This is a genomic window from Paenibacillus sp. J2R1T-4 (assembly GCF_059692235.1).
Window position 1 is genome coordinate 123,124 of record NZ_JCAUBA010000019.1, and the last position, 14,046, is coordinate 137,169.

The window sequence follows — 14,046 nt, forward strand, 5'->3', positions numbered from 1 at the left end:
CCCGACACTTCACAGGTTGTTTTTTCTTGATAGGTTCCGTTGGGATTAATAGTTTACCCATTGTCAATCCTCTTTCTTTTATTCGTTTTTGAAAACCACGTTCATTATTTCCCAGGAACATCTAAGTTATTCTTCCGAATGGAATTTGGAAAGGTAGGCATACTACAAAAAAAAAGTAATGGGGGTTCAATTGATGAGAAAAAATCCATCTGCCAAAAAAGTGATGGTTATAACGGTAGTAACCATGTCGATCTTAATGACCGGGTGTACAGCAAACCAAAGAAACAACATGAGACAGCAGGGCACCCATATGCAGCAGCAACAGCAGCCGTGGCAGCAGCAACAGGCTCAGGAGCCGCGTAATGTGGATAACCGGGTTCAAGTGGCTCATGAAGCAGCTGCTAAAGTTGCAGAAATTAACGGCGTACAGCGGGCTAATGTATTGGTAACCCAAAGAAATGCCTATGTTGCGGCTGTTTTAGTTAGCAACGGGCAATTAACAACCGAGATTGAACACCAAATCGCGAATCAAGTCAAAGCAACGGATCCGAATATTCACAATGTGTACGTTTCGACTAGTCCGGAATTAGTCGATCGCTTCAATTCTTATGTAGCTGATATTCAACAAGGAAGACCTGTTGCCGGTTTTGTTGAGCAGTTTAAAGAGATCATACAAAGAATATTTCCGAATGCCAGATAATTTCTCCGCAGTAATGGTGCCAAACAACAAAAAAATCCAACCATTGAGGTTGGATTTTTTTTGTTTTTATATTGAAAGATTCAATTATTGAGCCCTTTCCCGGGCGTGACCACGAGCTTATCGCTATCAGTCAACCTTCCGAATGAAGCAGAAATATCCGTTTTTCCTTTGCTTAGGGCTGTAAGCATGCCCGTGGAAGATACCATGGCCACCTGCTGTTCGCTGCTTGTAAAGGAACTTCGGAACGTCACATCTTGCTTCGTCCCGTCACTATATGATGCAGTAACCGTTAGCTGCTCGGACTCACCTTCCTTCATGGGCTTGATCTTCTTTAGCTCAAGACCGGTAAGCGCAGCGGTTACCTGTACGATAAATGCAACCGATTTCCCGTTATACACGGCTGTAATCGTTGTTTCACCAGCTTCTAACGCTGTTACTAGGCCAGATTCATCTACGGATGCCACATTAGGATTACTGCTTGTGAAGGTCACACCGGAAACAACTGGAACCGAGGTGCCATCCGAATATGTCGCCGTTACCACGGATTGTAGAGAATCCCCTCCCCGCATCGGGCCAAGACCGCTAAGCTCAATCGCCGCGAGTGCAGCGTTCACCTTCAGCACGTAACGGCTCTCCTTACCTTGATAAAGGGCTGTAATCTCTGTCTCGCCTGCTGCCAGAGCCGTAATCAATCCAGATGCACTCACGGATGCGATTTCGGAACGAGAGCTAGTGAACGTCACTCCTTGCGTTAGGTTTGCAACTGTGCCGTCTGCATAAGTGGCGGAAACAACACTTTGTTTCGTTTCACCCGCTGTCATTGGCGTAAGACCTGCAAGTTGGATCGAGCTGATCTCAGGCGATATCTCGACCAGAATCTGTGTCGTCTTTCCTCCGTACGATGCTGAAATTGTTGCTTGACCATAGCCAACCGCTGTTACAAGACCAGCCGGCGAAATGGATGCTGTCTCAGGTTTGCTGCTTGTAAACGTAACGCCAGCGGTAATACGGCCGGTGCTTCCATTAGAGTACGCCGCTGTCACCTGCGCTTGACGTGTCTCACCCACTTTCATCGTCGGAGTAAGTCCGCCAAGCTCGATACTAGTCAGAGACAAGTCCGTGCCTGGGATGACGCTCAGCTGCATCCCGCCATAATAGGCTTCCAGAATGCGATCATAGCTCCAGCCTTTGCTTCCCAGCAACGAAGCGCCGAACTGACTCATACCGACACCATGTCCGTTGCCCCCACCGTAGAACGTAACACCATTCACTTCCCCGTTCGCATCTTTACTTAAATCAAAAGTAAAGAAAGCGGAGTATAGAATGCTAGGGTTTTTCAAAGTGCCTGCCGGATCGTAGACGGTTGAACCGCCTTTAGCCCGGTAAGCCAGAATGTCACTTCCGCCTGTATAGGTTTTACTTGGACGGATCGTGAAGCGAATATTGAACTCTTTGACAATTTTATATGTGCCGGTACTGCCTTCTACAACAAGCTCAGTAATGTTACCGCCTGCACCGCGCTTCGCAACATACATGTTCTTGAAGTTGCCGATTCCGGTCGCGGGGATCGGCTTGCTGGCAAAGCTACCATCAGCCTGCTTCGTCAGGATGAAGTTCGGGTCTGCACTATAACGTCCAGACAGATTGGCATTAATTGTGTTTTGCAGTTCAGTATTAGTAAGCCCGACCTTCCAGCGGAAATACAGCGATTCGGAATCGTAGCTGGCATACGACAGCGTTTTATAGAATGCATTCACTTGCTGTTCGTCCTGTGTATCGATATTCAGAATTTTGCTGCTGTCAGCTGGATCATATGTGTAACTCCGTGCTAACAAATAAGGTGCCGGTGTTCCTGGGAATCGGTTCGTGACAGAGTCCGCCCACACTTCGTGACGGGAAGCGCCATATCCCCCTGAAGTCGAGTAGAATCTGGCATCGACCAGTTCACCGCCGTTCTTCATGATTGTACCGGCTGTCTCGTTCACAGCCTGATTCGTCAAAATATTCTCCGCTGAGTTGTTATAAACCTGACTCAGTGTGCTGTCATCAATATGAAAGCCCTTATCGGCAAACCTGCTGCTCACATAGTCGGTCAGCGCATAAGTCCGAGCGGCGACCGCTTGGGCCTTGAGCGCTTCCAGTCCGAATGATGCCGGCATCTCGCTAGGTACAACTTGATACAAATATTGCTCCATGTCGACCTCATTGATGACGCGCAGCTTATCTTTGACAGGCGTCATGTTCAACTCCAGTTCCCCTCTATACTGCGGTTTCCCTTGAGCACGGGTAATGGAAGTGATCTGGATCAATGTATCTGGCACAGCTGATTTAGCATAAAGCCGGTTAGCCGTTCGATAAAGCTCTGAACCGTTCACCATTGCTTTGATTTGTCCAGCATCAATTGAAAAAGCAATCGTCGAGCCAGCCGCTACATCAAACGACCGTCCTGCTATTTTATCCGTTAATTTGATGCCTTGAACCGATTTCAGATCCACTTGTGAATGATCGAGCTGCGTCATATCCGTAATGTTGCTGATATCTTTACGGATCCCTACGCGCATACGGTTCATTGGAGTCTCTCCCTCGATAACAAACCGATATACGAGACCTGCTTTGTTCGTGTAAACAGCCACATTCTCGGCTCCGACCATGACGTCGGTCATCGTACGTTCGATGGTTTGCCCGTTAATCATCTGTTGCACAATAACGGCATCCGCCAGCGCCTTTGAACCGGATAGCTCAAGCTCGATGGTCTTAGCGGCGGTGTTCTTTACCATGATCTTCTCACGAAGAATAGTAGGCGCTGCTTGGCTTACTTGAAGCGAGTAAGTGTCAGACAGACTGCCGTAGGTTGCTGTAATCACCGTCTGGCCCGCATCTAAAGCGGTCACATAGCCCGTCGAATTTATTCTCGCCACATTCGGCTCACTGCTGGTGAACTGAACTCCAGAACCAATCGGGACCTTGGAGCCGTCCATCAGAACGAAGCTTGCCTGCGCTCGAACGACTTCGCCTGTCTCCATCGGAGCCAGCCCTGACAGCTCGATCTCGTCGCCAATTGCCGAACCAGCAACTAATAGGTTGAGTTGGGCTTCACGGTTACCCGACTTGACTGTGATTGTCGCTTCGCCCTGCTTGATCCCTGTAACAATGCCCTGCGCATTGACCGCAGCGACTTCCGGAGCGCTGGACGTCCACTCCGTCTTGAACGGAGACGCAACAGGCAAAGTAATCGGATCGTTCGTGCTCGTCATGAATTTGCCGTCCGCCTTTAGTTGAACCTGCTGATTTACGGCAAGACGGTCTGGGGCCTCTTTAAAAACAATCTGCTCAAGGAGCGGGATTACATCCCATGTTATGCTGCTTCCATCGATTTTCAAGTTCAAGTAATGATAGAAGCCGCCCTGCTCAGGCGTGGTGTGTGTATATTTTCCGCCGCCGCCCGAGATGATGTAGTCCACACCTTGCACCTTCTTGTGACTGTAGGCGTGGAGATCTCCGCTCAACACGACAATATTCTTGTCTGCATTAGCATTTTTGTAAGTGCCAAGCAGGTCATAGAACTTAGCCGCTTCCTCGGGGTTCTTGAAACCATGTCCCGTGTTGTAATCTACTCCGCTTGCGCTGACTTCATCCGGCGGTACGTGCATGAATACAAGAACATTAGGCTGGTCGTTCTGCTCCAGTACTTGCTCGAGCCATGGCCATTGGGAAGCATCCGAATTCGAGACAATACCGCTTGCAGAGTCGATCCCGATGATCCGAGTATTGCCGTAATCATATACGTATGTCGTTTCTCCGAAAGTCCTCTGATAGTTCAGTCGAGAACCGCTCCCTGAGATTTCGTGGTTTCCGATGGTGACCACATACAGTGCCTTGAATAAGCTCATATTCTGCAGCCCTGTTGCGAAGTTGGCGGCTGTGTCATTCTCAACAATGTCACCTGTGTAACCTACCAACTCCGAAGCTTCGTTATTAATGCGGCTTATTTGCTCGCGAAGCAGGATGTCAGGAGCTGTCTGTCCTTGACCGGCTGTATAATAGCCGCCATCCCCGATGATGCTCATCTGGAATTTCTCCGAATTCGCCGGCTGTCCGAGCGGTGATCCGATTGTGAAGCTCCACGAGATACTTGTTACATTGCCAGCCTTATCTGCCGCCGTCAGCTTGGCTGAGTGCGTCGAACCTGTCGCTAGCTTTAATTCAGGCGTATAGTAAACTGTACTGCTGGCTTCATCGTACTGATGCGGCACGACCGCTCCGTCCAGCTCCAATACAAGCTTCGTGCTGTCGGTTCCGCTGTAATCATCTGCCGCTTTGACAGCAAGCCGCGGTTGATCAGTGCGGGTCATAATCCCGTCCATGGGGCTAATTACACTAAGCACAGGCGATTCCACATCTGGTCCAGTGTAGATTGTGAAAGTCCATTCTGCCCTTGGTACTGCGGGATTACCTGCTTTATCTATGGCATCAATGGTTACTGTGTACGTCCCATCTGCTAAGGCTGCAGAAGGAACATAGGAAACTTTCCCGTTCACAGCGTCGAATTGATGAGTGACGACCTCATTATTAAGCTTCATTGTGATAGAGCCGCTATCCACACCTTGGCCTGCATCTGTTACCACAGCAGCGACGGCCGGTTTGTTAGAGTATACCTTCTTACCAGCAGACGGTGTCATTCCGCTGAATACCGGTCCTTCAAGGTCTTCTCCTGTGTCGCTATAAATCGCGCGTAAGTGGTCGAACACAACGGCGCCGCTATTCTTGTTCGTATTGCTAGTCTCGACAAGGTATAGCTGAGTCAGCTTCATCGGCAGCGCCATCCCTTCAGGGATGTCCGCTGTCACGTACTTCCAGCCGGACCAATTCAACTCGCCTGTTCCGGTGAAGTCTATCGGCTTCTTAGTGCCGTTGCCATCCTGAACTTGACCCCGCAGCCAGTGATTCTTCGCATCGCCGTATACCCATAACCCTAGCTTAATCGGATAACCTTCGATGGAACGGCCTGCGGATCCATCGGGAGCTTTGAAGTTCAAATAAGCAGCCGATGTTCCAACAGTGCCAGTGAAATCATACGTAAGCCGGCTAGCGTGCGTCCCATAACGGACCGGATTCGGGCGGCTCATCAGATCAAGCTTCGCCGAGTTCGCCCTCACGGACGAGACGGCGATATCCGTGATATCCTCAAAATCTTCAACCATCACAGGCGGTTTGCCTACACTCACCATCGCTTCTGCCTTGACGCCGCCATATGCGACAGTCACTTTGCCGGAGACGACTTCCGACGATGCAGTTAATACGCCGGCATTTGAAATCGTTCCAATATCACCTTCCTTGCTCCACGTAAGGCGCTGCGGTGATAATTGGATCTCGTTACCTGCTGCGTCGAATGCTGCAGCCGTGAAAGTCTGAGTCGATCCGGGATTAACAACCGCCGGATTCGGCGTTATTGTAAGCCGGGCGATCTGATCGGTCACCGTTACAGGTATTTGTTCTGAGACACTGCCAGAAGCCACTGAAATTTGCCCAACTCCTGGAGTTGATGCAGAATTGAATACACCTTGGGCTGTGATCGTTCCAATTGCGGGTTCAGCAGTCCAAGCAAGCGTCGCAGAATCAACTGAGACACCGTTATAAGAGATATCCTGTCCTTTGGCCGTAAAAGGAATTGTACTGCCCACTAATACCGTAAGCGGTCCTTTTGGCTGAGGCTTGAGATATTTAAGCTCGGTTACTGGAGCCTTCGAGACTACCATGAGCGAGTTGGAATTCGATCGTTCATACCCGTCGGAAGGGCGATTCAGAACGGAAAGGGACTGATCACCCGGCAAACGGGCTGCATAGGTGGTGGATCCCCCTCCGTCCACATTGATTGCCGTTTCCATACCAAGGCTCTGCAAATATTGCGCTCCTTCGGCTAAGGTAACACCATCGCTATATGTAGGCTGCCGACCGTCGAAGGTAATAAAATAAAGCTTACCCGCTCTCTCAGCCACGAATGTCCGAGGATGACGATCTACATTATCGGCTAGCGCCTCCGCAGTCGCGGCCCCATTCTTGACGAGTACGGCACCGCCGCTAACAGCTTGAGCTGCCTCGTTCAAGCCGTTATCCATTTGCAGATTCAGCTCGACCGCTGCTCCAATAGCCAGATTCGTCTTAACCCAATCTGCATCTGTTCCAGTTGCAGACAGAACGAATTTGCCAGGCGGAATCACACTGCCGCTCTTATCCTCAACCGACTCTACTTGGGCTTGAATCGGTTTATTCAGCTCCAATCGACTGCCTGCTGCCGGAGCAAGTACAACCTCGACCCCAGTTCCTGTCGTTTTTGTTGTATTACTGAATTTGTCGGAGTAAAGGATCGTTTGATTGGCTGCAGACGTTGACCGCACCCGGTTCACTCCGTTCAGCGCTTTACTTGGTCCATTGCCTGCTAACTTTACGGAGCCAGTGAATCCGACGCTTTGTTTGATGGCAAAGCTGCCGTCCGCCATAACTCCTAGGACCGATCGCGACGAGGCCGGTGCGGTTACAAGCTCACCGTTCGTAATCTGCATCCCGCTCGGAACTCCAGCAAATGCGGGATCTGTGTTGTAAAAGTCCATGTTAAATGCACCGATGACCCGGTATTCATCGCGATCAATTTGCAAGGCTTGATTGCGTACCGTATCCAATCCGACCACTTTCCCTTTGGGCGATGTCACTTCCAGTTGAATGACCGGGTTGGACGGGTCGACCTCCATCATATTAACTGCTTCTATGTGTTCGCCGCCTTGCAGAGTCATTCCTTTATGACTGACACCGGGGGCTACAGGAAAACCTTCTTCGCGCACAACGGCGAATCCGCCGTTTTCTACTGCTAATGCCGTATTGGCGGAGAAACCCGCTCCATTTAATAAAGTTCCAACGAGTAAGATGGATGTAATGAAAGCGCTAACTTTTTTCCTAGCAGCGATACCAAAAATCATTTCACACTTCCTCCTCTAATATCGTACACGATTTTTGCTTGTGTTTGCACTTTTAGCTGTTTGTATGGGGTCAACTCCTCCTTTCTTTTTACTTATGAAATATTATTTCATTGATTTCATGTTTTTTAGTTTATAATGTTTTATGTCTCTTGTACATAGGGAAAAATGTCTGATTTTGCTAAAGTTTTTGTAAAAAAGAACTAACTCTCCTGTACTAAAAGCAGAAAAATAACTGAAAAAAAGTGGGACAATCTTAACATAACAACACCATTAAACACCAAAGAAACCGAACGTGAAGGACGTCGGCTTCGTATTGGCTGAATTCTCAATATAATATAAGCTGCATTTCTATAGTTTGTACAGTTGCTGACCACGCCGTATATTTTGTCGAAATGGGTTCAGCGCCCTATAGCAGGTTTTAGATATAACCGTTACTTTCCCCTCTGTTCCACTGTTACTTGGATGCTTTGATCTTTACCCATTCGTTGTCACTAGGGGCTTGTATGTTATACCATACGGACCCGTCATCAGCTACCCACTTCTCATAGGCGCGTACTGTTCTCGTGCTGAAATAGCCCTTCTTGTGAAATAATTGTCCAGAGACAGGAAAGTAGTAGCTCTCTGTATTGCCATCAAGTGTAACTTCATCTGTCGTTAACACGATATTCTCTGGATGGACCATTAAGGTTTTCAGATCTATCCACTTCAAGCCTTCGCCCGTTTGAAGATGAACCCAATTCCCTGATCCCTCGATGGCGTTGTAAGTTCCAGCCGCAAGCTTGCAGCCTTCGTCATAAGTGTGGATTCGGTTAGCGCACTTGGCCTCTTTCGTCACCTCGATAGGGGCATTTATCTCATAGTAGTAGCGAATAACTTCATAAAGAGGCGCAATCCAATGACTGCTGCCATTCCATTTGACCTGGTACCATTGAGGCTTGTAAGGAAGCCCCTCCCAACCGAATGCGGTCACTTGCACGACACCGGCGGGTATCCGTTCCCCTTGTCCCTCACCCTGATAAGGCTGCGCGTAGCTATTCTCATCCCCGGACAGCTTCATATCATAGGACTGTTCCAATATCCGAATATTTTCTAACAGCGCGGGGTTGATTAACCATTTCTCCCCAATCCATGTTTGCACCCTGTACCATGTACTGCTCCCCTGCATAAATTGACGGGCTGTATTCGAGAACTTTGGAGTGGTGCCAATAGCTCCCGTTACTTGAAGTTTCTGCGGCCCAAGGCTCGCGCCTATAGGTGACATGAAATCCGGAGTATTGTATAAGGAGGCCGTGTTCATAAGCGTTACTTCCCGCACGTCCTCGTTATAATTACCATAATACACTCCAGCATTGTTCTGAATCCATTTGGCCCCGAGCCATGTCTTCACCCTGATCCAATTTCCCTGATCTGGCGATGTTGCCGGATCGCGATCCCAGTTGTCCCAGTCCACTTCAACGGCTTGTATAGCCCCGATTGTACCTATCGGCTGAGCCTCTGGATCAGGGCTATCATAGATGTCCGCAGGTGAGAGGATCACTACGCTATTCGACAAGGTTGATCCAGCTTCAGCATAATTCCCGCCCCAGATTGAGGATAAGCAAACAATAACTGCAAGAACAGATGCTCCAAACGCTACTCTAAACGATTTCAATCTTCCCACCACCCTGTACGATTTACATATAATGGTTAGACGTACTGTTTTTCCATTTTGTTGCTTTCGTATAATAAAAAAGAGAAGATGCCAATTTGGCAATCATCCCTTAGGGGTAACTCTCTTATAGCTTCCTATCATTTTCTGACGCCTTTTAACCACTTTAGCTGTTTTTTTGAGTTATAATGGAATTTGAGATTGAGAGCTAGGTCGGTATGGATGGGAGTGTGCAGATTTGGCCAAAGCAAAGATATTTATCAGCTCCGTAAATGAAGACGGTCTGAAGCCATTAAGAAGACAAGCTTTTCGCGACCTGACGGCACTGGGGCATGAGCCTTTAATGTGGGAAGAGAATCTGGGGCCTTGGCCTGCAAATGTGAATCCGGTAGTCAAATGTCTGGAAGCGGTTGAGCAATCGGACTTGTACCTTTTATTTATTGGCAGTTCCGCTGGAACCTATTATCGAGAGGCAGAGCGAACCGTAACCCATCTTGAATTTATTAAAGCGTTTGACAAAGGCAAGACCATCTTGGTATTTGCGGATATTCGTGTAAAATCAATGTTCTTTTCGATCGTCAAGAAGCTGATAGATGAAGTGATCGAGCATTACCTGGTTGAAACACAGCAATACCCTTCTCCTGAAGAGGTCATGACCGCCCTGAAGCGAAATGACAAAGTTCCAAAAGAAATCGATCCTTACGTCTGGTACCTTTTGTACGATATGACCATTCGTAATGTATACGTGGATGACTTGTCCCTTGGCGTGCACATTCATTGGAACGATTACTTCAGTGATCTGTTGAGGAGAGGCTCCATGCTGCTCCCGCTCCAGAGCTCGATTATCGAGAATAATGTCCGATTGGAACAGTATGATGAAGCATTTAGCGCTTTAGCGGATATGATCCCTCAGCTGCACCTGGGCGGATTGCGGAATACGGAGTATTTTTTGAAAGCGATCATGAATAGAATGTCTGGAGGCACTATCCAACATCACTATGGCCCTTTTATGTCGGAGACGGTTGGGCATTTCGGTTCCTGTTGCGGTGCTACTTTGTACATCCAGGAAGGCGAGCGCATGAAATTTGTTGCCAAGGCCGGGGATGCTTCAGGGGTGGCAGGTTTTAATATTCAAGATCAAAGCTCTTATGTAGTGCTGACTTACAAACTGAAAACGGATGTGGTCCACTATAAGGAGTCGAAGCAGATGTTCTATTGCTCGATGGTTAGCGGTCCCTACATATTGACGCTTCACTTTCCGTCTGCAACTGCGGCAGGATGGAATAATCAGAAATACGTGCTCTACCAAGAAAGTGTAAATGATGCTATACTTAATAAAAACCCTTACTTGATCGAACTGATCAAGATTGTACTAGGAGGGATGCAGCGATGAGTGTATATGTTTCGATAGATGGTAAAGTAAGTCTCGCCATAGGGGAGCAGCCGAAGGACGCATTACTGTTCGCGCCTACTAAGAAATCGTCGGCCCAAGTCATTCGGGAACAACGCGATTCCTGGAAGCGGAACAATCAGATGATCAAGGACCGTTTCGAAGAAGCGACTAGACGACACTAGAGCTAAATCACACAAGCACCCGTTAGGTCGATATGGACTGGCGGGTTTTCTATTTGCATGAATGTGTTGGATGAAGGAGTTGACGGTTAGGCGATGGATGTCAAAGAAATAGATGTAACAGCAACAACCTGTCCTATATGTCAATTGAGCAACAAATGCGGTATAACAGCTGGGATGCCGGCAGACGGCAAGTGCTGGTGCATGGAAGGGCCGCGCTTCCCAAAGGCAATCTTCGAGCTGATTGCAGCGGAAGATCGGGGCAAGTCGTGTATTTGTCAGGCATGCCGCGATAAGTTTATACGGGGGAATGGGCTATAAGTTGACATCTATCGACTTCATCCACCTGGTAACATATGGGTTATCAAGTCGGGGAAGGGTACCAAGAAACCTGCTCGTGCACCGTGCACCGAACAGGTTTTTTCGACGTTTAACGAACCTGCAGCCCAAGCTTCCTCATCTGTTGGAAGAAATCCGGACAAGTCTTGGAGACGCATCCCGGGTCCTTCAAGCGGATGCCTCCTACCCGCGAAGCAATTAAGGCCAGTGACATCGCCATACGATGGTCATCATAGGTGTTCATCGCGCTAGAGGTCGACAGCGGCTTACCTGGGAAGATCGTCATGCCATCCCTTCTCTCTTCTACCTGGATCCCGAGCAAAGTCAAAGACTCGCACATAGCGCGGAGACGATCGCACTCATGAGCACGAATATGCTCTACATCTGTGATCGTAATCGGAGCGTCTGCGAATACAGCCAATACGGCTAATGTCAAAGTCTGATCCGACATCTCCCTCATGCTCACAGTGAACCCGCCTTTCAACCCAGCACCTGCGGCAGGCCCCCGCAATTCAATCTCGCCTTGACCTCTTTCTATCTGACAGCCCATACGATCCAGAATATCCAGCATGCCAATATCCGGTTGAGTCGTATCAGCACTGATTCCCCGTATACGCACATGCCCGCCAGTTAATGCTGCATACGCTAGAAAGTAGCAGCAAGTCGATGCATCAGACTCTAACTGTATGTCTCCCGCCACATATCGCTGAGGATTCACGACAAAATGATCAAAGCTGTCATTAACCTCCGCGTTAACGCCGAACTGCTTCATTAGATCGAGTGTAAGTCTCACATAGGCGTGCTGAACGATCCCTCCATCCGATACACGGATCTCTACCTTCTCGCGAGCATAAGGACTAGCGAGCAAGAGTCCGCTGATGAATTGACTCGATACCGCACCTGAAACCGTAACCGTACCTCCCTCCAGACCTTGCAGTCCCACACGTAAAGGGAGTTGTCCTGCCGACCCCATATACTCCACTCGTCCGCTAAGCTCATTCAAAGCATCCACTAGGGGTGCAATTGGTCTTTCCGAGAGGCGTTTGCTCCCTTCAAGCACCCAACGACCGCTTGAAGAACTCCCAGAGCCTGCAACAGGTGCAGCAGCAGCCAATGCCCCTGGGAGAAACCTGGCAATAGTGCCTGCTGCTCCCATGTATATCTTTCCCTCTGTACGCGGCCATCTCCCACCGCAACCCTCAATAGTTACTGTTGCAGGATCCGCCGCATCATCCATCTCAACCTTCAAGCCTAGCTCCCGCAGCGCTTCCAGACACCAATAGGAATCATCACTGCGCAAAATATTCCGAAGTGTCGACTTGCCATCTGCCATAGCAGCCGTGATGATAGCCCGGTTTGTTAAGCTTTTGCTGCCTGGGACAACAACAATTGCTCCATCAGGCGCGCTTATCGGAGGATGAAGTTCCACCTCAGCTTCTTTCAAACCGCTTGCCCACGGCGAACGAGCCTCTTGCTCCGGCAAAGTATGTTCCTGCATACGAATCCCCTCTTCCAATGAGTTGCACGAATTGTGCTTATTTCTTATTATAGAGAGGTGCATAACATAAAAATAATTGGTATATTCTATCCCAGACATAGAGAGGTTCTATATTATGAGTGCGATGGATTATTATAAGGTGTTCTATTATGCCGCTAAGGAAGGAAGCATCACTAAAGCTGCTCAGGAACTGTTCATCACGCAACCAAGCGCCAGTTATGCGATCAAGCAATTGGAGGAGCAGCTAGGTGTACGATTGTTCACACGTAAAGCCAAGGGTGTTATTGTGACGGAAGAAGGGGCAGCGTTATATCGATATGTGGAGCAGTCTTACCTGCTAATTCAAGCGGGGGAACGAAAAGTAGCAGAGATGCGAACGTTCCATGACGGAGTTGTCCGGCTGGGAGCAAGCGATTCTCTGTGCAAAGCCTACTTGCTGCCTTTTCTGGAGAAATTCCGTATCAAGCATCCGGGAATTCGCATTCTTCTCTCGCATGGGAGAAGTGAGGATATATCATCACGACTGCTGCAAGGATCGATTGACTGCGGGATCGTTCACCTGCCTGCAGACCACCAAGTACTTGTGCGAGCAGTCAAACCGATCCAAGATTGCTTCATAGCCACCCCTGCCTATATAGCCGCTCACTTTAACAAAAGCACAACCTCACTGTCACTGGATGAGCTTCTCAAGCAACCTTTCGTGATGCTGTCTGAGATGAGTAGAACTCGTGCTTTTTTCAACGCTTTTCTGCAAACTTACGGTCACATCCTAACACCTGACATAGAGGTTGGTAGTGTAGATCTTCTGTTGGAGTTCGTGCGCAAAGGGATGGGGATCTCTTTCATCACTAAAGATTTCGTAGCTCAAGAGCTGGAGTCAGGCGCCCTGACAGAGCTTACAGTTGAAGCTAGTCCCATCCCCCCAAGGACGATAGGGGTTATAACTCGACCAGAGAACTCGTTATCTCTCGCAGCAGCCTATTTTGTCCAAGCATTAACCGAACAGTTGAACTGAGTCCTGCTTAAGCCTGATTACGTTCCAACAAAGCTTCACCCTGCTTCCTTATCTTGGCTCTAATACATAAGCAGTTGTCACTTAATTTCTCCTTGTGACAGCTGCTTTTTTTCGTTGAAGTCGGATTTCAGGGGCCATTTTTACAAAATCTTATTTTGACCCTCTATGCATACTCTAGTAGCTTTTAAGAGAACTTGATTATCCAAGTATTACAAAAAAAGCGGAAAGGAGACAGGTCGTCCTAGGGGATGGCAGATTTTTACATGCAAGGGATTAACGATATCTCGGAAGGAAGAAGGTAGA

8 protein-coding genes are annotated in these 14,046 nt (G+C 48.5%); 5 read left to right on the plus strand and 3 right to left on the minus strand.

From position 1 onward, the window contains the following. The first annotated feature begins 193 nt into the window (after positions 1–193). Positions 194–700 carry a YhcN/YlaJ family sporulation lipoprotein gene (locus tag AC58QD_RS25655; protein WP_497337875.1) on the plus strand — a complete coding sequence of 169 codons (507 nt, stop codon included), beginning with the start codon at positions 194–196 and terminating at the stop codon, positions 698–700. Positions 701–780: 80 nt separating this feature from the next. Here AC58QD_RS25655 and AC58QD_RS25660 read toward each other — a convergent pair whose 3' ends face one another. Both AC58QD_RS25660 and AC58QD_RS25665 read right to left on the minus strand, forming a co-directional pair. Beyond that, entirely contained in the window at positions 781–7,671 is a 6,891-nt protein-coding gene (locus AC58QD_RS25660; protein WP_497337876.1) for a SpoIID/LytB domain-containing protein, read from the minus strand. A gap of 454 nt (positions 7,672–8,125) precedes the next feature. After that, positions 8,126–9,322 (minus strand): hypothetical protein, encoded by a 1,197-nt coding sequence (locus AC58QD_RS25665; protein WP_497337877.1) that lies wholly within the window; start codon positions 9,320–9,322, stop codon positions 8,126–8,128. A gap of 235 nt (positions 9,323–9,557) precedes the next feature. Between AC58QD_RS25665 and AC58QD_RS25670 the strand changes: the two genes are divergently transcribed. The 3 genes from AC58QD_RS25670 to AC58QD_RS25680 all read left to right on the plus strand — a co-directional run bounded on the left by AC58QD_RS25670 (position 9,558) and on the right by AC58QD_RS25680 (position 11,212). Then, positions 9,558–10,712 (plus strand): DUF4062 domain-containing protein, encoded by a 1,155-nt coding sequence (locus tag AC58QD_RS25670; RefSeq protein WP_497337878.1) that lies wholly within the window; start codon positions 9,558–9,560, stop codon positions 10,710–10,712. After that, the gene (locus AC58QD_RS25675) at positions 10,709–10,894 is read left to right on the plus strand and encodes a hypothetical protein (RefSeq protein WP_497337879.1); all 186 of its coding nucleotides are present in this window, start codon (positions 10,709–10,711) and stop codon (positions 10,892–10,894) included. Before AC58QD_RS25670 ends, AC58QD_RS25675 begins: the two co-directional genes overlap by 4 nt. A 93-nt stretch (positions 10,895–10,987) precedes the next feature. Further along, the gene (locus AC58QD_RS25680; protein WP_497337880.1) at positions 10,988–11,212 is read left to right on the plus strand and encodes a cysteine-rich CWC family protein; all 225 of its coding nucleotides are present in this window, start codon (positions 10,988–10,990) and stop codon (positions 11,210–11,212) included. Between the two features lie 109 nt (positions 11,213–11,321). Here the strand turns inward: AC58QD_RS25680 and aroA are convergent, their stop codons facing one another. Further along, positions 11,322–12,728 carry a 3-phosphoshikimate 1-carboxyvinyltransferase gene (gene aroA, locus AC58QD_RS25685; RefSeq protein ID WP_497337881.1) on the minus strand — a complete coding sequence of 469 codons (1,407 nt, stop codon included), beginning with the start codon at positions 12,726–12,728 and terminating at the stop codon, positions 11,322–11,324. A 115-nt stretch (positions 12,729–12,843) separates the two neighbouring features. Between aroA and AC58QD_RS25690 the strand changes: the two genes are divergently transcribed. Beyond that, the gene (locus tag AC58QD_RS25690) at positions 12,844–13,743 is read left to right on the plus strand and encodes a LysR family transcriptional regulator (protein WP_497337882.1); all 900 of its coding nucleotides are present in this window, start codon (positions 12,844–12,846) and stop codon (positions 13,741–13,743) included. Positions 13,744–14,046 lie beyond the last annotated feature (303 nt).

What these genes read in the sequence shown, in the direction of transcription:
- AC58QD_RS25655 (WP_497337875.1), top strand. Translation starts at nt 194, where the DNA reads ATGAGAAAAAATCCATCTGCCAAAAAAGTGATGGTTATAACGGTAGTA.
- AC58QD_RS25660 (WP_497337876.1), bottom strand. Translation starts at nt 7,671, where the DNA reads ATGATTTTTGGTATCGCTGCTAGGAAAAAAGTTAGCGCTTTCATTACA.
- AC58QD_RS25675 (WP_497337879.1), top strand. Translation starts at nt 10,709, where the DNA reads ATGAGTGTATATGTTTCGATAGATGGTAAAGTAAGTCTCGCCATAGGG.
- AC58QD_RS25680 (WP_497337880.1), top strand. Translation starts at nt 10,988, where the DNA reads ATGGATGTCAAAGAAATAGATGTAACAGCAACAACCTGTCCTATATGT.
- aroA (WP_497337881.1), bottom strand. Translation starts at nt 12,728, where the DNA reads ATGCAGGAACATACTTTGCCGGAGCAAGAGGCTCGTTCGCCGTGGGCA.
- AC58QD_RS25690 (WP_497337882.1), top strand. Translation starts at nt 12,844, where the DNA reads ATGAGTGCGATGGATTATTATAAGGTGTTCTATTATGCCGCTAAGGAA.